General features: G+C 61.8%; 19 protein-coding genes. 9 read left to right on the top strand and 10 right to left on the bottom strand.

Annotated elements, in window-relative coordinates; genetic code table 11:
- Positions 1-65: 65 nt before the first annotated feature.
- The 3 genes from feoB to BLW80_RS27745 all read right to left on the bottom strand — a co-directional run bounded on the left by feoB (position 66) and on the right by BLW80_RS27745 (position 4,119).
- The gene (gene feoB, locus BLW80_RS27755) at positions 66-1,952 is read right to left on the bottom strand and encodes a ferrous iron transporter B (protein ID WP_093761618.1); all 1,887 of its coding nucleotides are present in this window, start codon (positions 1,950-1,952) and stop codon (positions 66-68) included.
- Positions 1,949-2,236 (bottom strand): FeoA family protein, encoded by a 288-nt coding sequence (locus BLW80_RS27750; RefSeq protein WP_093761616.1) that lies wholly within the window; start codon positions 2,234-2,236, stop codon positions 1,949-1,951. The genes feoB and BLW80_RS27750 overlap by 4 nt, the downstream gene beginning before the upstream one ends.
- A gap of 89 nt (positions 2,237-2,325) precedes the next feature.
- Positions 2,326-4,119 (bottom strand): ABC transporter ATP-binding protein, encoded by a 1,794-nt coding sequence (locus BLW80_RS27745; RefSeq protein ID WP_093761614.1) that lies wholly within the window; start codon positions 4,117-4,119, stop codon positions 2,326-2,328.
- Between the two features lie 190 nt (positions 4,120-4,309).
- Between BLW80_RS27745 and BLW80_RS27740 the strand changes: the two genes are divergently transcribed.
- Together BLW80_RS27740 and BLW80_RS27735 are read left to right on the top strand one after the other, a co-directional pair.
- Positions 4,310-5,653 carry a TAXI family TRAP transporter solute-binding subunit gene (locus BLW80_RS27740; RefSeq protein WP_093761612.1) on the top strand — a complete coding sequence of 448 codons (1,344 nt, stop codon included), beginning with the start codon at positions 4,310-4,312 and terminating at the stop codon, positions 5,651-5,653.
- A gap of 74 nt (positions 5,654-5,727) precedes the next feature.
- A complete protein-coding gene (locus BLW80_RS27735; RefSeq protein ID WP_093761610.1) occupies positions 5,728-6,687 on the top strand; it encodes a phospholipase D-like domain-containing protein in 960 nt (319 codons plus the stop codon).
- Between the two features lie 186 nt (positions 6,688-6,873).
- On the opposite strand, the gene BLW80_RS27730 is transcribed toward BLW80_RS27735, so the two are convergent.
- The 4 genes from BLW80_RS27730 to hutI form a co-directional block, all read right to left on the bottom strand.
- Positions 6,874-7,755, bottom strand: a complete 882-nt coding sequence (locus BLW80_RS27730) for a LysR family transcriptional regulator (RefSeq protein WP_093761608.1) — start codon at positions 7,753-7,755, stop codon at positions 6,874-6,876.
- A gap of 152 nt (positions 7,756-7,907) precedes the next feature.
- Positions 7,908-8,477, bottom strand: coding sequence for a HutD/Ves family protein (locus BLW80_RS27725; RefSeq protein WP_093761606.1), 570 nt, complete (start codon positions 8,475-8,477; stop codon positions 7,908-7,910).
- A 9-nt stretch (positions 8,478-8,486) separates the two neighbouring features.
- Entirely contained in the window at positions 8,487-10,160 is a 1,674-nt protein-coding gene (gene hutU, locus BLW80_RS27720) for a urocanate hydratase (protein WP_093761604.1), read from the bottom strand.
- A 10-nt stretch (positions 10,161-10,170) separates the two neighbouring features.
- Entirely contained in the window at positions 10,171-11,397 is a 1,227-nt protein-coding gene (gene hutI, locus BLW80_RS27715; RefSeq protein ID WP_093761602.1) for an imidazolonepropionase, read from the bottom strand.
- A 95-nt stretch (positions 11,398-11,492) separates the two neighbouring features.
- On the opposite strand from hutI, the gene BLW80_RS27710 reads away from it, so the two are divergent.
- The 7 genes from BLW80_RS27710 (at position 11,493) to BLW80_RS27680 (ending at position 22,108) form a co-directional block, all read left to right on the top strand.
- Positions 11,493-12,872 (top strand): formimidoylglutamate deiminase, encoded by a 1,380-nt coding sequence (locus BLW80_RS27710; RefSeq protein WP_210185361.1) that lies wholly within the window; start codon positions 11,493-11,495, stop codon positions 12,870-12,872.
- On the top strand, positions 12,872-13,636 hold the full coding sequence (gene hutC / locus BLW80_RS27705) for a histidine utilization transcriptional repressor HutC (RefSeq protein ID WP_093761598.1): 765 nt from the start codon (positions 12,872-12,874) through the stop codon (positions 13,634-13,636). The genes BLW80_RS27710 and hutC overlap by 1 nt, the downstream gene beginning before the upstream one ends.
- Positions 13,637-13,741: 105 nt before the next feature.
- Positions 13,742-14,686, top strand: a complete 945-nt coding sequence (locus BLW80_RS27700) for an ABC transporter substrate-binding protein (protein ID WP_089266870.1) — start codon at positions 13,742-13,744, stop codon at positions 14,684-14,686.
- A 130-nt stretch (positions 14,687-14,816) separates the two neighbouring features.
- Positions 14,817-15,590: an ABC transporter permease gene (locus BLW80_RS27695; RefSeq protein ID WP_093761596.1), complete on the top strand. Its 774-nt coding sequence runs from the start codon at positions 14,817-14,819 to the stop codon at positions 15,588-15,590.
- Positions 15,587-16,372, top strand: coding sequence for an ABC transporter ATP-binding protein (locus BLW80_RS27690; protein WP_093761594.1), 786 nt, complete (start codon positions 15,587-15,589; stop codon positions 16,370-16,372). Before BLW80_RS27695 ends, BLW80_RS27690 begins: the two co-directional genes overlap by 4 nt.
- Positions 16,373-16,641: 269 nt before the next feature.
- Positions 16,642-19,275 (top strand): EAL domain-containing protein, encoded by a 2,634-nt coding sequence (locus BLW80_RS27685; RefSeq protein WP_093761592.1) that lies wholly within the window; start codon positions 16,642-16,644, stop codon positions 19,273-19,275.
- A gap of 190 nt (positions 19,276-19,465) precedes the next feature.
- Positions 19,466-22,108: an EAL domain-containing protein gene (locus tag BLW80_RS27680; RefSeq protein WP_139285962.1), complete on the top strand. Its 2,643-nt coding sequence runs from the start codon at positions 19,466-19,468 to the stop codon at positions 22,106-22,108.
- Between the two features lie 3 nt (positions 22,109-22,111).
- Here BLW80_RS27680 and BLW80_RS27675 read toward each other — a convergent pair whose 3' ends face one another.
- The 3 genes from BLW80_RS27675 to BLW80_RS27665 form a co-directional block, all read right to left on the bottom strand.
- Positions 22,112-23,689: an ATP-binding protein gene (locus BLW80_RS27675; protein WP_244528473.1), complete on the bottom strand. Its 1,578-nt coding sequence runs from the start codon at positions 23,687-23,689 to the stop codon at positions 22,112-22,114.
- A 129-nt stretch (positions 23,690-23,818) separates the two neighbouring features.
- Positions 23,819-24,229: a response regulator gene (locus BLW80_RS27670; RefSeq protein WP_093761586.1), complete on the bottom strand. Its 411-nt coding sequence runs from the start codon at positions 24,227-24,229 to the stop codon at positions 23,819-23,821.
- A gap of 221 nt (positions 24,230-24,450) precedes the next feature.
- Positions 24,451-24,909 carry a PaaI family thioesterase gene (locus BLW80_RS27665; RefSeq protein ID WP_093761584.1) on the bottom strand — a complete coding sequence of 153 codons (459 nt, stop codon included), beginning with the start codon at positions 24,907-24,909 and terminating at the stop codon, positions 24,451-24,453.
- Between the last annotated feature and the right edge of the window lie 670 nt (positions 24,910-25,579).

Here is a 25,579-nt window from a genome sequence, read left to right as displayed (position 1 = left end):
ACACGACATTGATGGGTTTCGCGAAGGCGCTCTACCCATCCTACCGCTAATCCGCCCTACATGCCTCAGCCCAGCCCGGCGGCCTTCGCCACGGTGTAGGTGATCAAACTCGCCAGATAGGCCAGTGCGAACATGTAGAGGAACGTCACCACCATCCACTTGGTGCTGCCGGTCTCGCGGCGGATCACGGCCAGCGTCGAGGCGCATTGCGGAGCGAAGATGAACCAGGCCAGGAACGACAGAGCTGTCGCGAGGCTCCATTTGCTGGCCAGCGCCTGGCCGATGGCGTCCGCTGCTTCCTTGCCGCCTTCGATCGCATAGACGGTGCCGAGCGCGCCGACCGCGACTTCGCGCGCCGCCATGCCGGGGATCAGCGCCACCGCGATCTGCCAGTTGAAGCCGAGCGGTGCGAAGAACGGCTCCAGGAATTTTCCGATCATCGCAGCCAGGCTGTAATTGATCGCCGGCCCTTCGGCGCCGGCCGGTGCCTGCGGGAACGAGGCCAGGAACCAAATCAGGATCATCATCGACAGGATCGTGGTGCCGGCGCGCTGCAGGAACATCTTGGCGCGGGTATAGACGCCGATGGCGATGCTCTTGATGCGCGGCAGCTTGTAGTCCGGCAATTCCAGCATGAATGGCGCGGGCTGGTAGTCGCGCCACATGAAGAACTTGATGATGAAGGATGCGGCAAGTGCGCTGCCGATGCCGGCGATATAGAGCCCGAACATCACCAGCCCCTGCAGGTTGACCCAGCCCCAGACGTTTTCCGCCGGGATGAAGGCCGAGATGATCAGCGTATAGACCGGGATGCGTGCCGAGCAGGTCATCAGCGGCGCGATCAGGATGGTGGTCAGGCGGTCGCGGCGGTTGTCGATCACACGCGTCGCCATGATGCCGGGGATGGCGCAGGCGAAGCTCGACAGCAGCGGGATGAAGGCGCGGCCATGGAGGCCTGCGCCGCCCATGATGCGGTCCATCAGGAACGCCGCGCGCGCCATGTAGCCGAAATCTTCCAGCAGCAGGATGAACAGGAAGATGATGATGATCTGCGGCAGGAACACGAGCACGCTGCCGACGCCGGCGATCAACCCGTTCTGCAGGAAGCTCTGAAAGATGCCTTCGGGCAGCACCTGCGCCACCAGCGTACCCAGCGCGCCGAACGAATCCGACAGCAGCTCCATCAGCGGCTGCGCCCAGGAGAACACCGCCTGGAACATCACAAACAAAATGAGCGCGAGAATCGCGAGACCGGCGACGGGATGCAGCACCACGGCATCGACCCGCGTGGTCAGCGTGTCGGGCTTGGTTGGCATCGTGACGGTTTCGCGGATGATGCGGTCGGCCTCGCGCTGCAGCGCCTTCATCTCGGACAGGCCGAGCGGCTTCCAGCCATCGCCTGCGGTAACTGCCGGCATGTTGGCGGCGAATTCGTCGGTGCGCTTGCGTAATTCCTCGACGCCGGCCTTCTTCACCGCGATCGAGGTGATCACAGGCACGCCGAGTGCTGCGGACATCGCATCGACATCGATGCTGACGCCGCGGCGCTGCGCGATGTCGAACATGTTGAGCACCACCAGCAGCGGGCGACCGGTACGTTTGAGTTCCAGGATCAGCCGCAGCGTGAGGCGCAGATTGGTGGCGTCGGCGATGCACAGGACCAGATCGGGCGCAGCTTCGCCGGGGCGCTTGCCGAGCACGACGTCGCGGGTGATCTCTTCATCCGGGCTGCGGCCGCGCAGCGAATAGGTGCCAGGCAGGTCGAGCAGCGTCACCTGACGGCCGGCCGGCGTGACGAAGGCGCCTGCCTTGCGCTCGACGGTGACGCCCGCATAGTTGGCCACCTTCTGGCGGCTGCCGGTGAGTGCGTTGAAGAGCGATGTCTTGCCGCTATTGGGGGCTCCCACCAGCGCGAGATGAAAGCGCTCGGTGGTCACGTCTGTATGGGTCATTTCACAACAACTGCCATGGCTTCGCGCCGGCGAACGGCGATCGTAATATTGTCGACGCGCACCGCGATCGGATCGCGCTGGATAGCGCCCTGATGCAGGATCTCGACGCGCGCGCCTTCGGTGAAGCCCATTTCCAGCAGATGCCGTTCGAGCTCGTGGCCGCTCTCGGCGGCGCCTGCAATATCGGGCTGCAACGCCACGATGGTTCCGATGAATCCGCGCGGCGCATTGCCGAGGCGCAATTCGTGTGTGGATGTTTCGGATGCAGTCTGGTGGACGGTCATGCCCGACCTTGTCGAGCAGCGTCCTGACAAGGTCAAGACAAACGCTCGTATGTTATTAGAATGATTATAAAGAGGCGCTCCGGCACCGCTTACGATGCGCCCGCAGACTGCTCGTTCACCACCCGCTGCTGGATCTTCACCAGTTCTGCATAGATGCCGCCTTGCGCGATCAATTCGTCATTGGAGCCCTGCTCGGCCACGACGCCGTCCTTCAGCACGATGATCTTGTCGGCGTCACGAATGGTTGAAAGCCGATGCGCGATCATGATGACGGTGCGACCCTGCATCAGCCGGCGCAGCGCCTCGATCACAAGCGCCTCGGATTCCGGATCGAGCGCCGCGGTCGGCTCGTCCAGGATCATGATCGGGCTGTTGCGCACCACCGCGCGCGCGATGCCGATGCGCTGACGCTGGCCGCCAGACAGCGTGTCGCCGCGCTCGCCCACCATGGAGTCGTAACCATGCGGCATGCGGCTGATGAACTCGTCGGCATTGGCGATCTTGGCGGCGGCGACGATCTCGTCATCGGTGGCGCCGGGCCGGCCATAAGCGATGTTCTCGCGGATCGTGCCGCGGAACAGTACGGTCTCCTGCAGCACGAAGCCGACCTGGGCGCGCAGGGCGGACAATTTGTAATCGGTGACGTCGACGCCATCGATCAGCACGCGCCCCGATGTCGCATCGTAGAAGCGCGGGATCAGGCTCAGCACCGTGGATTTGCCGGAGCCGGTCGGCCCGACCACGCCGACGATCTGGCCGGGTTCGATATGCAGCGAGACGTCGCGGAGCACGCTGGCCTCCTCGCTATAGGCGAAGGCGACGTTCTCGAAGGTGATAGCGCCTTTGGCGCGACCGGGATCGACCGCACCCGGCTTTTCCAAGATCACGTCATCGGCCGCGAGAATATTCTGGATCCGCTCCAGCGCCACGGTGGTCTGCGCGATCGCGCTGGTCATGCTGGCGAGGTCCTTCACCGGTTTGAAGAACTGCGCGAGATAAGCGAGGTACACGGTGAGCGCGCCAGCCGTCATGGTGCCAGCGACAATCAGCGAGGTCCCTTTCCACAGCACGATGGCGGTGCAGAACGCCACCACGATGCTGACCACAGGCGAGAGCAACGATTTCACCTGACGCGCTTTCATGGCGGCCTCGACCGTTGCATGGCTGGCGGCTTCCAGCCGTGCCAGTTCGAGATCCTGCCTGCCGAAGGCCGTGACTGCGCGCACCTGGCCGAGGCCCTGCTGGACCACGGCAACGATCTCGCTCTGCCGTTGCCGCACCGTGCGCGTGACCTCCTTCACGGCGCGCTTGAAATGGAACACGAAGACGATCAGGAACGGCGTGATGCCGAGCGCGATCAGCGTAAAATCCCAGTCGAGCCAAAACATCAGCCCGATCATGAAGACGATGGTGATCAGGTCGAGCAGGATATCCAGCGTCGATGATGAAGCGAAGTTCTGCAGCGTTGTGACGTCTGTGGTGATCGTGGACATCAGCGCGCCGGTCTTGGCCTTGTCGTAATAGCGTAGCGACAACCGATGCAGATGCGCATAGATGCGGATGCGCAGGTCGTTGGCCACCCACTGGCCGACCGATGTCGAATAGTAGTTGTCGATGTAGGTGGCGATCGCGCCGATCACGGCGATCACCAGGGTGGCGATGCCGGCGAACAATGCGACGCCGAGCGTGTGGCGGCCGATCCCGTAGTCATGGGCCCAGTCCAGCCAGGCGGGCAGGTGATGGCTGCCCAGCGCGTCATCGAGCACCAGTTTCAGCGGCCAGGGCGCGGCCAGGCTCATGGCAATCTCGACCAGCATGGCGAGGAAGACGATGATCAGCCAGCCGCGATAGGGCCGGAGCATCTCGAGTACCAGACGAGTCATCGAACATTGTCTCCAGCAACACGGCCCGACCGGGAATCATGAGCAGTCCGGGCGGCCGCAGTATATAGCCGCCGTCGGTTAGCGGGTCTTAACTGTAGTCGGGTACAGATGGATTTTTGCTGACAGCCCGCGCATTGTGGCATGCGGGCAGGAGCGTCAGTTAATTTGGCAGGGCTGCGCAGGACCGAACATGAACGTGCGATCCGTTGCTTTCCCGTTCTGGGGCAGGGTGCTTCTGCTGGCCGGCATCCTCGGTCTGGTGCTGGGCGGCGGCCTTCTGACCTGGCGCTATATCGAGCGTCCGACCGTGCTCAAGCTGGCGGTCGGGTCGATCGATGGCGAAGCCGGCAAGACGGCATCGATCATCGCCAGCCATTTCGCCACCAGGAAGTCGCCGATCCGGCTGGATTTCGAGACCTTCGGCAACGCGGTCGATGCCGGCAAGGCGTTCTCCTCCGGCAAGGTCGATCTCGCTGTGGTCCGGGCCGATGTCGGCGATCTCTCCGAGGCGCGCGCCGTTGCCGTCATGGCCAAGGCGGTCGTCATGCTGATCGCGCCTCCCGGCTCGAAAATCACCAGCGTCGAAGGTCTGCGCGGCCGCACCGTCGGTGTGGTGGGCGGCGAGGTCAATCGTAGGCTGGTCGATGCGCTCACCAAGCAATACGACCTGACGAGTGCGAGGGTCACATTCAAGAATCTTGAGGTCAGCGATACCCGGCGCGCGGTGGAAGCCAAGGAAGTCGGCGCCCTGCTGGTGGTGATTCCGCTGACTGAGAAGTATTTGTCCTTGGTGCGCGGTCTGTTCAAAACCGGCGCCCCCGTGCTGATCCCGATCGATGCCGCCGGCGCCATTGCCGATGCCAATGGCGCCTATGAAAGCTTCGACATTCCGAAAGGGTCGCTCCGCGGTGCGCCGCCCGTCCCGGATGATGACGTGACAACGCTTCGGGTCAGTTACTATCTGGTCGCGAACAAGAAGCTCCATTCCAGCCTGATCGCGCGTCTGACCGAAATGGTGATCGCGGCGCGCCGCGATCTGATCGCCGGGCAACCCCAACTGGCCGGTATCGCCGCTGCCGACACCGATCCCGATGCCTTTATCCCCATTCATCCCGGCGCTGCTGCCTACTACAACGGTACCGAGCAGAGCTTCATGGACAAATACGGCGACGACATCTATCTCGCCCCCATGATCCTTGGCGCCCTTGCCTCTGTGCTGGCTGCCGCCTGGAAATTCCTCGGCATCCGCCCGCCCGACCACCGTGAGGCGACACTCAATGCACTTTATGCATTGCCGCGCCGGATCCGGGCGGCGGCGGACGATGCGGAACTGTGCGCGATCGAGCAGGAGGTCGACGATCTTCTCAGCGCGCAATTGGCGAAGACCATGCGCAATGATGACGATGCACTTGAAATGGCGACGCTGGTCTCTTCGGCACAGCGCCTCGATAACCTCATTCATCACCGCCGTTCGGCGCTGGCGCGGGCCCCATTTTCTGCCGCGCCGCATTCAAGTATAGAGTCGGAGACGTAGTTCCAGGCCATGACGCTGTTTTGCAGAACCAACAGCCGTTTGCGGGCACCTTTATTTCTCGCGAGAGGTCAATCATGACGCATAACCTGCTCGTGTTTCCGGATGACACCGCGCAGTGCATCATCGATCCGATCAGGGCGGCAAAGCGCAGCCTGAACATCCGGATGTTCCTGTTCACCGATCCGACGCTGCTGCATGAGGTGATCGCGGCGAAGCGGCGCGGCGTGAAAGTGCGCGTCATGCTCAATCCGGCCCGGCGCAACGGCGAGAGCGAGAATAACGAAACCGCCGCGGCGCTGGCTGCTGCCGGGGTCGAGGTTCGTGACAGCAATCCGGCCTTCGCGCTGACCCATCAGAAATCGATGGTGATCGATCATGAGTGGGGCTTTGTCGAGTCGCTGAACTGGGAGACCCGCGATCTCACCGAGACGCGCGACTACGCGGTGACCACGACCAAGAAGCTCGAGATTTCCGAGATGGTGGATTGCTTCGAGGCCGACTGGGCGAAGCAGGATTTCGTACCGAACCCGGACTCGCAACTGATCTGGTGCCCGAACAACGGCCGCGAGCGGATCGGCGCTTTCATCGATTCCGCGCGGGACACGCTCTGGATCCAGAACGAGCGTTATCAGGACACGGACATCATCGAGCGGCTGGTTCGCGCGGTGCTGCGCGGCGTTCAGGTCCACATCATGGCGCGGCAGCCGCACAAGCTGAAGAAGAACAAGCTGATCGAGGGGATCGGCGGCTTGCGCATCATGCATGACGTCGGCGCCAAGGTGCACCGGCTCAATGACATGAAGCTGCACGGCAAGATGCTGTTAGCCGACGAGGAACGCGCTATCGTCGGTTCCATCAATCTCACGCCGGGTAGTTTTGACGATCGCCGCGAACTGGCCATTGAGACCGATGCGCATCATGTTGTGAAGCGTCTCGTCGAGACCTCACATCACGACTGGAAACATTCGCGCAAGCTCGACCTCTCCGACGAGGCGGTTCAGGCGGATCTGGAAAAACACGGCATCCGGCAGTAGCGCGTTGTCGCTCAGCGCCGATCCGGCCGCGGCGATAGCCGGGCTCGGGGCTGCACAGGTTTCCTTTCGGCGCGGCGAGCATATTCCGTGGCCAGGTTCAGCAGTCGTTCGCGAACCACGGGGTCATCAATCTCCCGCGCCAGCTTTTCGCAGCGCTCGGCCTGCTCTCTGAAATATGCGGCTTCGCTAGGCAACTTTGTCGTTTTCCATGGACAGTGCGGGGCGCAGGAACATCGCCGAGAGCTGATCCTTGATTTCCAGGACACGCGGCGATGTCATACCCGGGCGAATACAGAGCAGCGCTTTGATGGTCGGAAGCTCCGGTAAGTAATAGTCCCTGGCCCAGACCAGTCCCGGCGGAATGATCCGGCTGGGAACAGCCGTCAGTCCGATGCCGGCTTCGACGGCGGCTTTCTTCGCGCTGTAGTCCTGACTGCTGAAGGCAATTCGATAGGAAAGGCCATGCCGCGTGAGTGTATGAATCATCCAGTCGTCATTGGTCCAGGTGACGATTGGGATCGGTGCGCCGGGGCTGAGCACGAATGATTTCGAGCGAACCCATGCCAGCCGATCCTCGGATTCATCGACAATGAGCGGAGCCAGATCGGCACTGATTTCTCCCCGCTGGAAAAAACACCCGACGTCGATATGGCCGTCGATCAACGCTGTCGCAATCTCGGTGGACATTCCGGCATGGATATGGATGTCATTGAGGTTGCTCAGGCTCTGCTCGGCGACGAAGCGCTGCGCGAGGACAACGCTCAGGCCCAAACGAAGCCGGTCGACATGATTATCGGCTCCGCCGAGCGCAAGCACCTGATCGTTGGCTTCGATGATCTTGCGCGCCTGCGCAAGCACCAGCTTGCCGAGATCGGTCGGACAACTTCCGTTTGGCGTCTTGCTGAACAGCGAACCGCCAACAAGTTGTTCGAGGCGCTTGATCTGCGAACTCACCGCGGGCTGACTCAACCCCAATTGCTCCGCAGCCTTGGTCAAGCTACCTGTTTCTGAAATGGCAACGACGGTACGAACAATTTCAATCGGAATATTGAGATGCCGCTTGTGCATTTGAATATCCAGCCTCGCAATTGCGCCATGAGTCGGACCAAGTGGTGTCGCGATTCTCTACCAATCATATAGGCGTAATCACTCTTGGTTATATATTTGATTTGGATGGCATTTCGGGAACTTATGGCGTCATCAAAATCAGTGTGTGGCGGCTATCTACCGAATTCGATGATGACTACACGCGCCGCCGCATCGGACTCAATCGCGACAGGTGCTGATCCTTGTTCCACAAGCAGCCCATCATGCGCCGACAGGCTGTCGACGGTCGATGCCGACCGTACGGTCGCAGTGCCATGCTCAACGAACAGAAACGCTTGTGCAGAAACTATAAAATCCTGACGTTTCATGACGTTGATGCGTCTCACATGCTGTGAGACGATCCCGCGCCTGCTCATCACATTCAAATCTGTAATGGGGCCGTCGATCAGTAACGCTGACGTTTGCTGATCGCCCGGGAAGGAATGGATCGTACTGCGATCAATGCGCGCAGATGCGCGGCCGTGGACATTGAGGTCGATGCCGGCACCATCGATGACCAGAAGTGTACGATCAATCCCGGGAAATGACGAGAACGGTCCGTCGCTCGTCACCTGCGCCATACTGACGCGCCAGTCGAAATCGTCCAGCTTTGCATCCGCCGGGAAGATCGCGATCTCCGTGGTCGATCCCAGCCCGTTCTTCCAGGGCATCACCTTGTAGTTCGCGGCGCGCAGGATCTGCATGCGCCGCACTCAGCCCTTGGCGTGCAGCGATGGCAGATTGAGGTGATGTTCCTCGGCGCAGGCGATAGCTTCCTCATAGCCTGCATCCGCGTGGCGCATCACGCCGGTGGCCGGATCGTTCCACAACACGCGTTCGAGGCGCTTGGCCGCTTCCGGCGTACCGTCGGCGACGATGACCATGCCGGAATGCTGCGAGAAGCCCATGCCGACGCCGCCGCCGTGATGTAGCGACACCCACGTCGCGCCAGATGCGCAGTTGAGCAGCGCATTGAGCAGCGGCCAGTCGGAGACGGCATCAGAGCCGTCCTTCATTGCTTCGGTTTCACGGTTTGGGCTTGCCACCGAACCGGAGTCGAGATGATCGCGGCCAATGACGATCGGCGCCTTCAATTCGCCCGAAGCCACCATGTCGTTGAAGGCGAGGCCGAGGCGATGGCGATCGCCGAGGCCGACCCAGCAGATGCGCGCCGGCAGACCCTGAAACTGGATGCGCTCGCGCGCCATGTCGAGCCAGTTCACCAGCGCCTTGTTGTGTCCGAGGATCTCCTTCACCTTGGCGTCGGTCTTGTAGATGTCCTCGGGATCGCCTGAGAGAGCAGCCCAGCGGAACGGGCCAATGCCGCGGCAGAACAGCGGACGGATGTAAGCGGGGACGAAACCCGGGAAGTCGAATGCGTTATCGACGCCTTCTTCCTTTGCCATCTGGCGAATGTTGTTGCCGTAGTCGACCGTCGGCACGCCCATCTTGTGGAAGTCGAGCATCGCGCGGACATGCTCGCTCATCGACTTGCGCGAGGCCTTCTCGACGGCTTGCGGATCGCTGGCACGCTTGGCTTCCCACTCGGACAGCGTCCAGCCTTTCGGCAGATAGCCGTTGACCGGATCATGCGCCGAGGTCTGGTCGGTGACGATGTCCGGCCGGACGCCGCGGCGCACCAGTTCAGGGAAGATATCGGCAGCATTGCCGAGCACGCCAACGGAAATTGGCTTCTTCTCCTTGTTGGCCTTCTCGATGATCGCCAATGCGTCGTCGAGATCCTTTGCCTGCACGTCGAGATAACGGCTCTTCAAGCGCATCTCGATGCGGCTCGGCTGGCACTCGACCGCGAGGCACGACGCGCCGGCCATGGTGGCAGCCAGCGTCTGCGCGCCGCCCATGCCGCCCAAGCCTGCCGTGAGAATCCATTTGCCGGAGAGGTCGCCGTTATAGTGCTGACGTCCGGCCTCGACGAAGGTCTCATAGGTGCCCTGCACGATGCCCTGCGAGCCGATATAGATCCACGAGCCGGCCGTCATCTGGCCGTACATCATCAGCCCCTTGCGATCGAGCTCGTTGAAGTGCTCCCAGGTGGCCCAGCGCGGTACGAGATTGGAATTGGCGATCAGCACGCGCGGCGCATCCGCATGCGTCTTGAACACGCCGACCGGCTTGCCGGATTGCACCAGCAGCGTCTCATCAGTATTGAGCTCGCGCAGCGATTTGGCGATCTGGTCGAAGGCTTCCCAATTGCGCGCGGCGCGGCCGATGCCGCCATAGACCACCAGCTCGTTCGGGTTCTCGGCCACTTCCGGATCGAGATTGTTCATCAGCATGCGCAGCGGCGCTTCGGTGAGCCAGTCCTTGGCGGAAAGCTCTGTGCCGCGCGGGCTGCGTACGATGCGGCTGTTCTTGCTGCGATCCATGATGATGTCCTTATTTGGATGTCGCGGAAGTCCGGCCGTGCCAGACGCGGGCGTGAAGCGGATTGAAGCCGACGCGGTAGACCAGCTCGGCGGGATGTTCGATATCCCAGATAGCGAGATCGCAGACCTTGCCGGTCTCCAGCGTGCCGACTTCGCTCAGCTTGCCCAGCGCCCGCGCGCCTTCGCGCGTCACGCCGAGCAGGCATTCATCCACGGTCATGCGGAACAGTGTCGCGCCCATATTCATGGTCAGCAGCAGCGAGGTCAGCGGCGACGTGCCGGGATTGCTGTCGGTGGCCAGCGCCAGATGCGTGCCGTGCTTGCGAAACAGCGCGATCGGCGGCGCCTGGGTTTCGCGCAGGGTGTAGTAAGCACCCGGCAATACCACGGCGACAGTGCCGGCCTTGGTCAGCGCGATCACGCCGTCTTCGTCCGTATGTTCGAGATGATCGGCCGACAGCGCGTTATGCTCGGCGGCGAGTTTAGCACCGTGAAGGTTGGACAGTTGGTCGGCATGCAGTTTCACGGGCAGGCCGAGTTTCTTGGCGGCGTCGAACACCCGCGCCGTCTGCTCCGGCGAAAATGCGATGCCTTCGCAGAACGCGTCGACGGCGTCGGCGAGTTTCAGTTCGGCAATCGCCGGCAGCATTTCGGCGATGACCGTGTCGATATAGGCGTCCTTGTCGCCACCCGCTTCCGGCGGCATCGCATGTGCGCCAAGAAACGATGTCAGGACGGAGACGTCGCGCTCCCTCGCGAGCTGGCGTGCCGCCGTGAGGCAGCGGATCTCGGTCTCCTTGTCGAGGCCGTAACCCGACTTGATCTCGATGGTGGTGACGCCTTCAGCGAGCAGATGGTCGAGCCGCTTCAAGGCGCTGGCGACGAGCTGTTGTTCGCTGGCCGCACGCGTGGCCTTCATGCTCGAGGCGATGCCGCCGCCGGCGCGTGAAATGTCCTCATAGCTCGCGCCTTCGAGCCGCATTGCGAATTCACTGGCGCGGTTGCCGCCATAGATCAGATGGGTGTGGCAATCGACCAGCCCAGGTGTGATCCAGCGACCCTCGCAATCGATCCGTGTCTTGGCGTCGGCATCCGGCGGCAGGTCTGACGCAGGACCAGCGTAAGCAATCCGGCCATCCTTTGCTGCGATGCACCCGTGCTCCACAATCCCGAGGTCGGGCGTGCCGGGCGCCATGGTGGCAAGGCGTGCATTGGTCCAGATGGTATCGAAGGTCATGACGGACTGCCGTAAATTCGGGACGTCGTATGTCTATACATAATCAGCGGCCTCGCTTATTGTCGAGCGTCTTTTGAATGCAACAGGCAATCGCTATGGGCACGCAACGTGCTGCAAAAAGGCTGTTCTTCGCGCACGCGCTGCTGCCGTCAGGCTGGGCGCGCGACGTCATTGTCGCGATCGAGAATGGCACCATCACGGCCGTTGCCGCGAATTCGAGCAGCGCTGACGCTGAAATCATCAGCGGCGTGGCGCTGCCCGGACTGCCCAATCTGCACAGCCATGCGTTCCAGCGCGGCATGGCCGGCCTCACCGAAATCCGCGGCGCCACGCAGGACAGTTTCTGGACTTGGCGGCAGCTCATGTATCGTTTCATCGATACGCTGACGCCGGATGACGTCGAGGCGATTGCTTCTTTCGCCTATGCCGAGATGCTGGAAGGCGGCTTCACCTCGGTGGCCGAATTCCACTATCTGCATCACGACGAGACCGGCGCGCCCTATGCGAATCTCGCGGAGATGGGTACGCGCATCGCGGCGGCATCCAGCGAGACCGGCATCGGTCTGACGCTGCTGCCGTCCTTCTATAATTTCAGTGGCTTCGGCGGCGCCGCGTCGATCCATGGTCAGCGCCGTTTCATCAACGATCCCACGCGCTTTCTGGCGCTGCTGGACAAATCCCGTGCGGCTATCGCGCCTCTCGATGACGCCGCCATCGGCATCGCGCCGCATTCTCTGCGCGCGATTACGCCGGAGACCTTGAGTGATGTCCTCAAGGCGGTGCCCGATGGTCCGATCCATATCCACGTGGCCGAGCAGACTAAAGAGGTCGAGGACTGTATCGCCTGGTCCGGCCAGCGGCCGGTGGCATGGCTGCTGGATCACATGCCGGTCGATAGACGCTGGGTGCTGATCCATGCGACCCATATGACCGATGAGGAAACCGCCGGTGTCGCGAAAGCAGGTGCCGTCATCGGCCTCTGTCCGCTCACCGAAGCCAGCCTCGGCGACGGCATTTTTGAAGGTCCGCGCTTCATCGATGCCGGCGGTGTGTTCGGTGTCGGCAGCGATTCCAATATCGAGATTACGGCGCCTGGCGAACTCAAGCAGCTCGAATACAGCCAGCGTCTCGCCTATCGCGTCCGCAATGCCGTGGCGCGCCATGAGGGCGAGTCCACTGGCCGTGCTCTCTATGAACATGCGCTGATCGGCGGCACGCACGCCTCGGGCCGCAATATCGGTGCACTTGCGGTCGGCAAGCGTGCGGATATCGTCGTATTGGATACCGCGCATCCCGATCTCTGTGCCGTCACCGGTGACCGCTGGCTCGATGCCATGACCTTTGTTGCCAGCAAGTCGGCGATCTCCGACGTCTTCGTCGGCGGCAAGCAGGTCGTCAACGGCGGTCGCCACATCAAGCGCGCATCCATCACCGAGCGCTATCGGCGCGTCATGCAGCGGCTGGCGACACTCTGATGGCGGCAGCGCGCGTGTCAAAACTGGCAAACGGAAAAGCGCAGGTCGCGCCGCAGGCGCTGTATCAGCGCATCCGCGCCGATCTAGAGGAGAAGATCCTCTCCGGCCGCTGGCCGCCCGGCTATCGCATTCCGTTCGAGCATGAGCTGGTCGAGAGCTATAATTGCTCGCGGATGACCGTGAACAAGGTGCTGTCGGGTCTCGCAGCCGCTGGTGTCATCGAACGCAAGCGCCGCGTCGGGAGCTTCGTCGCCAAGCCGCTGGTGCAGTCCGCAGTGCTGCATATTCCGGATATCCAGGCCGAGATCGCCAAGCGCGGCGAGGCCTATGCTTATGAGTTGCTCACGCGCAAGCGGCGCAAGGCGACCAAGGACGATCTCGAACGTCTCGGCATCGACAAGAGCTGCGATGTATTGGTGTTGAGCTGTCGGCACATCGCCAAGGGCAGGCCTTTCGCGCTGGAGGAGCGCCTGATCAATCTCGACGTGGTGCCGCCCGCGTCTGAAATCGATTTCACGCGCGTGCCGCCCGGTACCTGGCTGCTCGGTCACGTACCGTGGAATGAGGCGGAGCATCGGATCACGGCAAGTCTCGCTGGCGATGTCGCCTTGAAGGCATTGACGCTGAAGAAGCCGGCCGCCTGCCTGGTGGTCGAGCGCCGCACCTGGCGCAAGAACAAGATCATCACATCGGTGCGCGTCACCTATCCGAACGATCTGTATCAGCTCACCGCACGCTTCACCCCGACGGGGCTGCGATCATGAGGACGATATGAATCATCTGCCGCGGCATAGCCGCGCAAATTGACTCTGGCAATCCGCCATGTTGCCATGCAGTATCATTCTAAATCTGGCTGAGGAGAGTGCGTTATGAAGTTGATTGGAGTTTCCGTCGCCGCCATGCTCGCGGCTCTCGTTGCGACCCCGGCTGCGGCACAGACCAAGGTCACCATCGCCATTTCCGGCTGGACGGGTTTCGCGCCGCTGACGCTGGCGAAGGAAGCCGGCATCTTCGCCAAGAACGGTCTCGACGTCACCATCAAGAAAGTCCCGCAGGCCAGCCGCCATCTCGCTATCGCCTCCGGCGATGTGCAATGCGCCGCCACCACGGTCGAGACCTGGGTGGTGTGGAATGCCAACGGCGTCGCCACCACGCAGCTGTTCCAGCTCGACAAGTCCTATGGCGCCGACGGCATGGCCGTGCGCGCCGGCACCGCATCGATCAAGGATCTGAAGGGCAAGACCGTTGCCGCGTCGGCTCCGGGCACTGCGCCCTATTTCACGCTCGCCTGGTTCCTGAAGAAGAACGGCCTCAGCGTGAAGGATGTCTCCGTGGTCAATATGGAGCCGGGTCCGGCAGCGCAGGCCTTCATCGCCGGCCAGAACGATGCGGCCATGACCTATGAGCCGTATCTGTCGGCCGTGCGTGAGAAGCCGGAAGCCGGCAAGATCATCGCCACCACGCTCGACTATCCGATGATCATGGACACCTTCGGCTGCACGCCGAAATTCATCGCCGATAACGAAGGTGCCGTGAAGGCGCTGGCCAAGAGCTATTTCGAGGCCGTTGCGATGATCGGCGCTGAGAAAGACAAGTCCTATGAGATCATGGGCGCCGACGTGAAGCAGACCGGCGAGAAGTTCGGCGCCTCCGCGCAGTATCTGCGCTGGCAGGATCAGGAGGCGAACAAGAAGTTCTTCGCCGGCGAGCACCAGGCGTTCTCGAAGGAAGCGGCCGAGCTGCTGCTCGAAATCGGCGTGATCAAGGAAATCCCGGATCTGACGAAGCTCGCCGATCCGCGCTTCATTCAGTAAATCTCCGCCGTCGCTTCCGTCATTGCGAGGAGCGAAGCGACGCGGCAATCCAGCTCTTACTTAAGGAAGACTGGATTGCTTCGTCGCAAGAGCTCCTCGCAATGACGGTCATGAGCATCGAATACGCAGCATGAAACCACTCGCCCCCATCTCATCCACCGCGCGCGTGGTGCTCGGCATATCGTTCTTTGTGCTGTTCGTTGCCGCGTGGTCCTATGCGACCTTCGGCGGCTTCGTTTCCAAGACCTTCCTCGCCAATCCGTGGACCATGCTGCAGGACGGCTGGTTTCTGCTGGTGAAGCAGGGCTTCCTGCACGATATCGGCATGACCATCTGGCGCGTGATCGGCGGCTTCGTGCTGGCGGCGCTGTTCGCGGTGCCGATCGGCATCCTGATGGGCGCCTACAAGCCGATCGAAGCCTTTCTCGAACCCTTCGTCTCCTTTGCGCGCTATCTGCCGGCCTCGGCCTTCATTCCGCTGCTGATCCTGTGGGCCGGTATCGGCGAATTGCAGAAGCTGCTGGTGATCTTCATCGGCTCGGTGTTTCAGCTCATTCTCATGGTCGCCGTCTCCGTCGGTAGCGTACGCCGCGATCTCGTCGAGGCATCGCTCACGCTCGGCGCGCGCGACGCCGGCGTGCTGAAACGCGTGTTGATTCCATCCGCCGCGCCGGAGATTGCGGAAATTCTTCGTCTCGTGCTCGGCTGGGCCTGGACCTATGTCATCGTCGCCGAACTGATCGGCTCGTCCTCGGGCATCGGCCACATGATCATCGACAGCCAGGCGCTGCTGGCCACCGGCCAGATCATCTTCGGCATCATCGTCATCGGCATCATCGGTTTGATTTCGGACTACGCGTTCAAGGCTGCGAACCGGCGCTTGTTTCCGTGGAGCATCATTTGAGCAAGCTCGTCATCGACAACGTCTCGCGGATTTTCCCCGCCGTGCGCGGCGGCACGCCGACGCGTGCGCTGGAGCCGACCAATCTGTCGGTTGCGGACAACGACTTCGTCACGATCCTTGGCCCGTCAGGCTGCGGCAAGTCCACGCTGCTGCGCATGGTCGCCGGTCTGGATACGCCCACCACCGGCCGCATCCTGCTCGACGGCAAGGCGATCACCGGTCCTGGCGCCGATCGCGGCATGGTGTTCCAGTCCTACACGCTGTTTCCCTGGCTCACGGTGTCGGAGAATATTTCCTTCGGCCTGCGCGAGCGCGGCGTCTCGACCCGCGAGCGCAACGACATCGCCAAACAGTGGCTGGAGAAGGTGGGCCTCACCAGCTTCGCCAATCATTTTCCGAAGCAGCTCTCCGGCGGCATGCAGCAGCGCACCGCGATTGCGCGTGCGCTCGCCAACGATCCGAAGATCCTGCTGCTCGACGAGCCGTTTGGCGCGCTCGACAACCAGACCCGCGCCTTGATGCAGGAATTGCTGCTCGGTATCTGGGAGCGCGAGCGCAAGACGGTGATCTTCGTCACCCACGATATCGAGGAAGCGGTGTTCCTCGCGTCGCGCACCGTGGTGATGTCGGCGCGTCCCGGTCGCATCAAGGCCGATATCGCGGTCGATCTACCGCATCCGCGGCACTACACCATCAAGACCAGCCCGGCTTTTTCCGATCTCAAAGCGCGGCTCACGGAAGAAATCCGTGTCGAGGCCGTGCTCGCGGCTGAGGCCCACTGAGATTCTCAGGCCGCATCAGCGGCGTCAGGATACCGCTTGAGCGACGCGCCAACTATCGAAGGTTGCGTCGTTGCTTGTGTGTCCTGCTCTGGCTGCGTGATTTTATCCGGACCTTAAGTACGTTCGCGGCCGTCGGAAACTCCGGCGCCGCGCAAAACAGTTTGGCGACGTCTTGCACATACGATTGCACCACCTCGGCTGAAAGCCGGTGATCGGGTCATTTCAACGACGGTCCGATGGTTTGAGCAAAGTAATTGCGAGTTGCGTTTATGACGTTGGTGCATGTCGACCAGAGTGATGCTGCCAGGACGCTCCTCGCCGGGCTGGAGCAGGCCATCGATGCTGTCGTGATGATCGACAGCACGAATAGCGTGACCCATTTCAACGCCGCCGCCGAACGGTTGTGGGGCTATGAGCGCGATGAAGTGCTCGGGCGAAATATCAGCTTTCTGGTGCCGATGGCCATCAGGTCGCAGCATGACGGATACATCGCCGCGAACCGCGCGACCGGCGTCAATCGCATCGTCGGTCACAGCCGCGAGGTGAAAATCGAACGCAAGGACGGCAGCGAGATCTGGGGATCGTTGTCGATGTCGCGGGTCGAGGTGAATGGCGAGATCACCTATATGGGCTTCGTCCGCGATGTGACGGAGGAGGTGAAGCGCAGGGAAGAAATTATCCCGCTGGCTCTCGTGGTCGACAAGACGAAACGCGCTATCTACATTGCGGGTCGCGATGCACGGATTTGCTATGTCAACGGCGCCTTCACCGGCATGTTCGGCTACGCGCTGGATGAAGCGACGGGACTCATCCCGGAGGAATTCCTCGTCGGCGCATATACCAGCCAGGCGACGCTCGCATATCTGGACCAGCAGATCAGAACGGAAGGTTCTGCTGAAGACGAAATTCTCCTTTACGACAAAGCCGGCAACGAGGTCTGGGTCTCGGTTGCCTTGAATGCGATTCATGGCGCGGATGGAAAAATCCAGCACCTTGTCGCATTGATGACCGATATCACCGAGAGCAAGCAGCTTCAGTCGCTGCAGCATCACATCCTCGAAGCGCTGGCCGATGAGCAGCCGCTGCGGGGTGTGATGGACAATCTTTGCCGGAAGGTGGAGCAGATCGCGCCCGATGTCGTCTGTTCGGTGCTGCATGTCGATTCCGCGGGATTGCTGCATCCTTTGGGAGGGCCAAGCCTCCCGGCAGGTTATGCGCAGGCGCTGGACGGCATTGCCATCGGACCGGATGTCGGGTCTTGCGGGACCGCTGCCTTTCGCGGCGAGCCTGTTCTGGTCACCGATATCGAAAACGATCCTCTATGGCTGCCATACAACAGCGCGCCGCTGGCTTCCGGTCTGAAGGCCTGCTGGTCGATGCCGATCAAGACCAGGGATGGGCGCGTCATCGGTACGTTCGCATTCTATTTCAGGGAATGTCGCAGACCCAGCCGCTTGCATCACGGCATCGTCGATGCCTGTGTCCATCTCGCCGCGGTCGCCATCGAGCGTGAGGAAGCGCGCAACGAAATCTCGCGGCTTGCCTATTTCGATGCGCTCACCGGTCTGCCGAACCGGACCCATATGCGCCAGTTGATGGAGCGCGCCGTCGCGGAATGCTCCGCAGATGCGCAGATGGCGCTGATATTTCTTGACCTGGATCACTTCAAGGACGTCAACGATACGCTCGGGCATGCTGTCGGCGATGACTTGCTGGTCGCCGTCACACAGCGGCTTCATCAGCATATCCGACCCGGCGATATCCTCAGTCGTCAGGGCGGCGATGAATTCATCATCCTGATGCCGAACTGTATCGCGGCCGATGCCTCGCGCATCGCGGGCCGTCTCACCGAGGCACTGTCGGTTCCGTTGCAGCTCGGCGGCCATCAGGTGCCGATTTCTGCCAGCGCCGGCATCAGCATGTTTCCGGACAATGCCCGCGATCTCGATAGTCTGCTGAAATATGCCGATGCGGCGATGTACAAGGCGAAGCAGGCCGGCCGCTCCACGCATCGGTTTTTCAGCAACGACATGGACCGCGTGAATGAGGAGCGCCTTCGTCTCAGCGCTGCTTTGCGCCACGCGCTTGCACAAGGCGGCCTGCGGTTGCACTACCAGCCGCAGATCCGCGCAGGCAGCGGCGATCTGTACGGTGTCGAGGCATTGGCGCGCTGGCATGATCCCGTATTGGGCGATGTGTCACCGGCCAAGTTCATTCCGCTCGCGGAGGAATGCGGCCTCATCGAGCAGATCGGTGTCTGGTCGCTACGCGAGGCATGCAGGCAGATTGCGGCGTGGCAAAAGGCAGGGCTCGATGTGCCTTGCGTCTCGGTCAACCTGTCGCCGATCAATTTTCTGAATCCGGGATTGCCGGCGTTGATCTCCGACATCATCGCGGAAAACGGGCTGGCGCCTAACAGGCTGATGCTCGAAGTCACCGAGGGCGCGGTGATGAGCGAACACACGACCGCGATCGAGATCATGATGCAGATCCGCGCGGCGGGCATCGGATTGTCGATGGATGATTTCGGCACCGGTTATTCGAGCTTGAGTCGCCTGGCGCATTTGCCGGTGCGCGAGCTGAAGATCGATCGCAGCTTCATGCGCGGTATCGAGACCGAGGTCTGTGCTCTGGCGATCGCCACCGCCATCGTGTGCGTCGGACAGAGCCTCAACATGACGGTCGTGGCCGAAGGCGTCGAGACCGAAGAGCAGCGCAGGATTCTGGCCGGGCTGGGCTGTGACGTCCTTCAGGGGTTCCTGTACTCGCCTGCACTGTCCGCATTCGATCTCGAAGCCTGGCTGGTGGCCCGCCATGCCGAACGCTGGGCGGCGCTGGTTGACGAGCGCCGGGCCGAAGCTGCGCAAGAGGAAATGTGGCCGGGTGCGCTCGCGGCCATGTAATCTCGATAAGTTGACAATCGCCGTTAACGTGTTGTTAACGACATCCGGTATTCCGGCCCCTCGATATGAGATCGAACGAACTTCTTAGCTACTGGAGTTCGAATACACTCGTACCTGCGAATGACATTGCCGCTGTAACGAAGACAGTCGTCGTCGTGCTCAGGCGGCTTCCGTGATCGAAGGTCGTTTCATGCCTACAAGTCCCGTCGACCAGCCCAGCGAAGAGGCGAAGGCGCTGTTCTCTGCGTTCGAACAGGCGGTCGATGCTGTCGTGATCACCGGGATCGACAACGAGATCAGGCATTTCAATGCTGCGGCCGAGCGGATGTGGGGATATCACCGCGACGAAGTCGTCGGTCGGCAGGTCAGCGTCCTCGTCCCGCTCGACGTGCGCGAACATCTTGATGGAGTGATCGCGGCAAAGTCTGCCATGGACCCCTGGACGGCGGTCAAGGGCCGCCGCGAGTTCAGGATCAGCCGCAAGGACGGGAGCGAGGCCTGGGGTGCGTTCTCGATCTCGCGTGTCGATTATGCCGGCAAGACGCTCTACATCAACTTTATCCGAGACGTGACGGACGATGTCCGTGACCGCGAGCAAAATGCGCTAATGGCACTGGTTGCCGAGAAGACCGACCGTGTCGTGATGGTCTCCAAACGCGACATGACCATCGTCTATGTCAACGACGCTTTCACGGAGCTGTTCGGATACACGCTGGCGGAAGCGATGGGCAAACACCCGCGGGATTTGCTGACCGGAGAATATACCGACAACGAAACGCTGGAGCGGTTTCACGCGCAGATCGATGCCGAAGGACACGGGCAAGAGGATATCCTTGTCTATGACAAGGACGGTCACGAGATCTGGATTTCGAGCACGGTCAATGCAGGCCGCAATGAAGCCGGCGAGGTCGAGCATCTCGTCGCGGTGCTCGACGACATCACCGAGAGCAAGCAGATCAATTCGCTGCAGCATCATGTGCTGGAAAATCTCGCCAACGACATGCCGGTCGTGGATGTGATCGGCGATCTCTGCCACCGCGTCGAAGCCATCGCGCCCGATATCGTCTCGTCGGTGTTGCATGTGGACGCGGACGGTCGGCTCCATCCGCTCGGTGGTCCCAGCCTCCCGGCCGCCTTCGCGCCTGTTGTTGACGGTATTGCCACTGGTCCCGATGTCGGGTCCTGCGGCGCGGCGGCCTTTCTCGGCCACGCGGTGCTGGCCACCGATATCGCCACCGATCCGCGGTGGCGCCTCTATAGCAGCCTGCCGCTGGAAGCCGGCCTGCGCGCTTGCTGGTCGACGCCGATCAAGGCGCGGGACGGCCGCGTCATCGGCGCCTTTGCCTTCTACTTCCGTGAAGTGCGCGGCCCGACGCGCTGGCATCAGACTATCGTCGATGCCTGTGTTCATCTGTGCGCACTGGCCATTGAACGGCATGAGGCCCGCAGCGAAATCGCGCGTCTGGCCTATTTCGATGCGCTGACCGGCTTGCCGAACCGCGCGCAACTGCGCCAGATCCTGACGGGGCTGATCGACAAGAGCAAACCGCGGGACCGCATTGCCGTGATGTTCCTCGATATCGATCACTTCAAGGACGTCAACGACACGCTCGGTCATTCCATTGGCGACGAGTTGCTGGTCAAGGTCACGCAACGACTGTGCAGGCAAATCCGGCCGGCCGATACGCTGAGCCGGCAGGGCGGCGACGAATTCGTCATTGTGCTGCCGAATTGCGATGTCGAAGGCGCCGCCTTGATCGCCAGCCGCCTGCTCGAGACACTGCTGCCGCCGATGCAGCTTGGCGCCAAGCTGGTGCCGGTATCTGCCAGCATCGGCGTCAGCATCTATCCCGACAACGCCGGTGATATCGACGGTCTGCTCAAACATGCGGATGCGGCGATGTATCAGGCCAAGCAGGCCGGCCGCTCGACCTATCGTTTCTTCAGTGCGGAGATGAACCGCGTCAGCGAGGAGCGACTCGCCTTCAGTACGGCGCTGCGCAATGCCATCGTGCAGGATGCGCTGCGGCTTCACTATCAGCCGCAGGTGCGCGCTGACGGTCGCCTTTACGGTGTCGAGGCGCTGGCCCGCTGGTCCGATCCGGTGCTCGGCGAAGTGCCGCCATCGAAGTTCATCCCGCTCGCGGAAGAATACGGGCTGATCGAGCTGATCGGCACCTGGTCGCTGCGCGAAGCCTGTCGGCAGGTTGCGGCCTGGCGCAAAAATGGCGTCGACGTGCCCAGCGTCTCGGTCAATCTGTCGCCGATCAATTTCCAGAACGGCGATCTCGCCACGCTGGTCGGCGAAGTAATTGCCGAAAACGGCCTGTCGCCGGACATGCTGATGCTGGAGGTCACCGAAGGCGTGGTGATGAGCGAGCATTCGACCGCCGTCGAGACCATGGAGAAAATTCGCAAATCCGGCGTGCAGCTGTCGATGGATGATTTCGGCACCGGCTATTCCAGCCTCAGCCGTCTCGCGCATCTGCCGATCCGTGAGTTGAAGATCGATCGCAGCTTCATGCGTGGCCTTGAAAGCGAGGCGAGTGCGCTGGCGATTACGCGCGCCATCATCCGCGTCGGCCAGAGTCTCGACATGATCGTGGTCGCCGAGGGCGTCGAGACCGACGGGCAGCGCCGGATTCTCATCGAACTCGGCTGCGATGTCATCCAGGGCTTCGTCTATTCGCCTGCGCTGCCGGTGCCCGATTTCGAACTCTGGTTCGCGAATCACGAAACGTCGCGTGCCGCCATCGCCCTGAGCGAGATGCGGCGCCAGGCGCATCCGGAGCGGACGCTGGGCGTCGTCCCGTCCGTCAGACGGATCCCGTAGTCGTTATCTCTTGTCGAGCATCTCGCGCACCTTGCCGCCGAGCGCTGCTTGCGTGATCGGCTTTTGTAGCAGCGACACGCCGGGATCGAGCCGGCCCTGATGCACGATGGCGTTGCGCGAATAGCCGGTCATGAAAAGCACTTTCAGCTTCGGCTGCCGCTTTTGCATCTCGTCGGCCAGCAGTCGCCCGTTCATGCCGGGCATCACGATATCGGTCAGCAGCAGGTCGAACGGTTCGGGGTCAGCGGCAAAATCGGCCAGCGCTGCGTCGGCATTGCCGGCCTCGCGGACCTGATAGTTGAGACCTTCCAGCGTCTCGACCAGGTAGGACCGCACATCCGGATCGTCTTCCACGATCATCACAGTCTCGTTGCCCTTGCTGCCGACAATGCGCCTCTCGATCTCGCTTGCTTGCTCCGTATGCTGTCTGCTGCGCGGCAGATAGACCTTGATGGTCGTGCCTTCGCCGACCTCGCTATAGATCTTCACATGGCCGCCGGATTGCTTGACGAAGCCGTAGACCTGGCTCAGGCCGAGGCCGGTGCCCTGTCCGGGCTCCTTGGTGGTGAAGAACGGGTCGAACGCGCGCTCCTGCACGTCCTTGGGCATGCCCGGTCCGGTGTCCGTCACCGAGATCAGGACATACTGCCCGATGACCACATCGGAATGCTGCAGGGCGTAGATCTCGTCGATGAAGGCGTTGCTGGTTTCGATCGTCAGTTTGCCGATCTTCAGATGGTCTTGGCCGGCCATGGCGTCGCGTGCATTGACCACGAGATTGAGGATGGCGGCTTCCATCTGGCTCGGATCGACCTCGACCTGCCACAGCCCGGCGCCGCCGACGATTTCGAGATCGATATTCTCGCTCAACGTGCGCTGGAAGAAGTCCGACATGCCGTGGAGCAATCCGTTGACATTGATGGTCTTCGGGTCGAGCGGCTGCTTGCGTGCGAAGGCAAGCAGGCGCTGCGTCAGCACCACGGCGCGTTGCGCGCCGCCGGCCGCGCTGGCAATGACGCGCTTGAGGCGATCACGTGACGATTCCGTCCAGGTCGAGATGCTGTGCTCGGCGATTTCGAGATTGCCGATGATGATGGTCAGCAGATTGTTGAAGTCATGGGCAACACCGCCGGTGAGATGGCCGATCGCTTCCATCTTCTGCGTATGGCGCAGCATGTCCTCGGCCTCGCGCCGGTGCCGGCCTTCCTCGATCAGCGCCAGTTCGGTTTCGCGCAACTGTGCGGGCGAGGGGATCGCCAGTAGCCGCGGCAGCAGCGGCCAGAGAATCGCAGCGGTGACGACCGAGGCGATGGCGGTGATCGCCTTGAGGATTCCTTCGGCGCCATAAACCGGAACCCACAGCGTGTAGATCGACATCACATGGGTCAGGCCGCAGGCCATGATGAAGAGCGCGAAGGCCCAGAAGATCCAGCCGAACTCCACATCGCGGCGCTTCCAGACGAAGATCGTGAGTACGACGGGAATCGAGAAATAGGCCGCGGCGATCAGTGCATCCGAGGCGACGTGAAGCCAGATCAGGCCGGGATCCCACAGCAGACAAATGCCGTGCGGGGCAAACATGGAACTATCGAGAAAGTTCTGGAGTGATGCCCACATCGCGTGCCTCCGCCGATAGCTGGTATCTAGCAACCGAGGGTGACCGGGCGGTGTGGAGGCGTCAAGCGTGAGCGCAATTGCGAACGGGGCTTATCAGACGCCGAATGCGCTGCGGGGATTGGCGAATTCGGTGAGGGCGCCGATGATCTGGTGCTGTCGATAGGGTTTGGGAATGAAGCGACCGCCATCCGGCAGGTCGCGTTCGCCTATCCTGAAGTGGCCCGATGTTGCGATGATGCGAATGGGCGGCCAGCGATTGGCGACGGCATGGGCGAGCTTGAGCCCGTTCATCGAGCCGGGCATGTCGATATCGGTAAAGATGATCCGGATATCGTTGCGGGCTTCGAGTACGCGGATCGCAGCGTCAGCATCCTGCGCCTCGATCACCCGGAAACCGGCGTCCTCGATCATCTCGACCGCAAACATGCGCAGCAGTACATCGTCCTCGACGACCAGGACGGTGGCGGGGAGGGCGGCGTCGTTTACGGCAGCGTCTTGGGCCATGGGATTTGAACCTTGATCGCCGGTTCCATGGGCCACAGGGCCGGGATGGTTCGGGTCGAAAGCATTGGTCAGTCTAAACGTGATCAATCGAATACGAATATAGGTCGCGTAAAAACTGTTTTGGTTCGCATGTCTTTGCTAAGCGAGCTGATCGCGCTTTCGTTCCGCCGCGTGCGAAAAAAAATCCGTGAAGATGACGAAAATCCGCGGCGGCCGTCAGGTCAGTCGTTCTTGCGCCCGGCATCGGTGCGGTCGCGGACCGTCTTGAACACACCATGCGCCGTGGCGACCACGTGATCGTTCACACTGACCTCGGTGCTCATGAAGATCAGGCTCTTGGTGGCACGCACGACCTTGGGCCGGGAGATCATCAGGTCGCCGATCCGCGCGGCATCGACGAAATAAGTATCCATCTGGACGGTGGCGAGCGCCTCGACCCCCGCAGCCTCGCGCGCCGCCATGCCGCAGCTCCGGTCGGCCAGCGTCATCACCGCCCCGCCCTGAACCACGCCGCGGCGGTTGCGGTGCTTGTCCTGGCCAAGAATGGCGAATTCATTGATGCCATCGACGACCCGGTGCCACATCGGGCCGACGAAATGGATGAACCCGTCATCGTCCATGATGCTCCAGCCGGCGGCTTCGAGTTCAGCATAGGCCGCGTCAGTCGCCACATCAGTCATGGATTTTCCTTCTTCCGAGATATCGGTGGGCTGGAGGGAGTGAGGGCTAGGTCATACAAAAGCGGGGGGCGGGTGGATAGGACGTCGCGGCGAGGGCGCGCGTCGCAATCTGCATGGCTCGTCGCCCGTCATTCCGGGCGGACCGGGCCGGACTGCCGGAGTGTTCAGCTACCCCCTCGTCATTCCGGGGCGCAGAGGACCGCGAAGCGGGCCGGCGCGAACCCGGAATGACGAGGGGGTAGCTGAACAGGTCGAGATTCCGGGTTCGCGCCGGCAAGTGCCGGCCACGCCCCGGAATGACAGTATGGGGCGATATACAGCACCCAAACATTTATTCCTATATCCCGTTGACAATATCTCCATCAGGTTTATATTCCCCTCTGTCCTGCCCCACCGAGAGGGGCGATCGCGATCGTCACGTTCGCGGGGTGGGATGCGGTGGACGCCGGAGATGCGGCGTCACGCGGTTCATGGGGGAACGTCTGTCTTCGGGCAGGACGGATCTGCGCCAGCACTGCCACTGGCAAGGAGACGGCCGATCTTCGGATAGACAAACCCCTGGACAGTGTGACGGACGACCAAGTCAAAACGCGTTCGGCCAAGTGCTTTGCGGCTACCCTGTCCCTCCGCCCTGGGACATTAATTTTGGTGATGGGACCGTTCGCCATGG

The organism is Tardiphaga sp. OK245, assembly GCF_900108575.1.
GTDB lineage: Bacteria > Pseudomonadota > Alphaproteobacteria > Rhizobiales > Xanthobacteraceae > Tardiphaga > Tardiphaga robiniae.
Note: the sequence above shows the minus strand (reverse complement) of the source record. Positions and strands in the feature narration are given on the sequence as shown.

Excerpts from the sequence above, each read along its gene's own strand:
- feoB (WP_093761618.1), bottom strand. The coding sequence starts at position 1,952 with ATGACCCATACAGACGTGACCACCGAGCGCTTTCATCTCGCGCTGGTG.
- BLW80_RS27750 (WP_093761616.1), bottom strand. The coding sequence starts at position 2,236 with ATGACCGTCCACCAGACTGCATCCGAAACATCCACACACGAATTGCGC.
- BLW80_RS27745 (WP_093761614.1), bottom strand. The coding sequence starts at position 4,119 with ATGACTCGTCTGGTACTCGAGATGCTCCGGCCCTATCGCGGCTGGCTG.
- BLW80_RS27740 (WP_093761612.1), top strand. The coding sequence starts at position 4,310 with ATGAACGTGCGATCCGTTGCTTTCCCGTTCTGGGGCAGGGTGCTTCTG.
- BLW80_RS27735 (WP_093761610.1), top strand. The coding sequence starts at position 5,728 with ATGACGCATAACCTGCTCGTGTTTCCGGATGACACCGCGCAGTGCATC.
- BLW80_RS27730 (WP_093761608.1), bottom strand. The coding sequence starts at position 7,755 with ATGCACAAGCGGCATCTCAATATTCCGATTGAAATTGTTCGTACCGTC.
- BLW80_RS27725 (WP_093761606.1), bottom strand. The coding sequence starts at position 8,477 with ATGCAGATCCTGCGCGCCGCGAACTACAAGGTGATGCCCTGGAAGAAC.
- hutU (WP_093761604.1), bottom strand. The coding sequence starts at position 10,160 with ATGGATCGCAGCAAGAACAGCCGCATCGTACGCAGCCCGCGCGGCACA.
- hutI (WP_093761602.1), bottom strand. The coding sequence starts at position 11,397 with ATGACCTTCGATACCATCTGGACCAATGCACGCCTTGCCACCATGGCG.
- BLW80_RS27710 (WP_210185361.1), top strand. The coding sequence starts at position 11,493 with ATGGGCACGCAACGTGCTGCAAAAAGGCTGTTCTTCGCGCACGCGCTG.
- hutC (WP_093761598.1), top strand. The coding sequence starts at position 12,872 with ATGGCGGCAGCGCGCGTGTCAAAACTGGCAAACGGAAAAGCGCAGGTC.
- BLW80_RS27700 (WP_089266870.1), top strand. The coding sequence starts at position 13,742 with ATGAAGTTGATTGGAGTTTCCGTCGCCGCCATGCTCGCGGCTCTCGTT.
- BLW80_RS27695 (WP_093761596.1), top strand. The coding sequence starts at position 14,817 with ATGAAACCACTCGCCCCCATCTCATCCACCGCGCGCGTGGTGCTCGGC.
- BLW80_RS27685 (WP_093761592.1), top strand. The coding sequence starts at position 16,642 with ATGACGTTGGTGCATGTCGACCAGAGTGATGCTGCCAGGACGCTCCTC.
- BLW80_RS27680 (WP_139285962.1), top strand. The coding sequence starts at position 19,466 with ATGCCTACAAGTCCCGTCGACCAGCCCAGCGAAGAGGCGAAGGCGCTG.
- BLW80_RS27675 (WP_244528473.1), bottom strand. The coding sequence starts at position 23,689 with ATGTTTGCCCCGCACGGCATTTGTCTGCTGTGGGATCCCGGCCTGATC.
- BLW80_RS27670 (WP_093761586.1), bottom strand. The coding sequence starts at position 24,229 with ATGGCCCAAGACGCTGCCGTAAACGACGCCGCCCTCCCCGCCACCGTC.
- BLW80_RS27665 (WP_093761584.1), bottom strand. The coding sequence starts at position 24,909 with ATGACTGATGTGGCGACTGACGCGGCCTATGCTGAACTCGAAGCCGCC.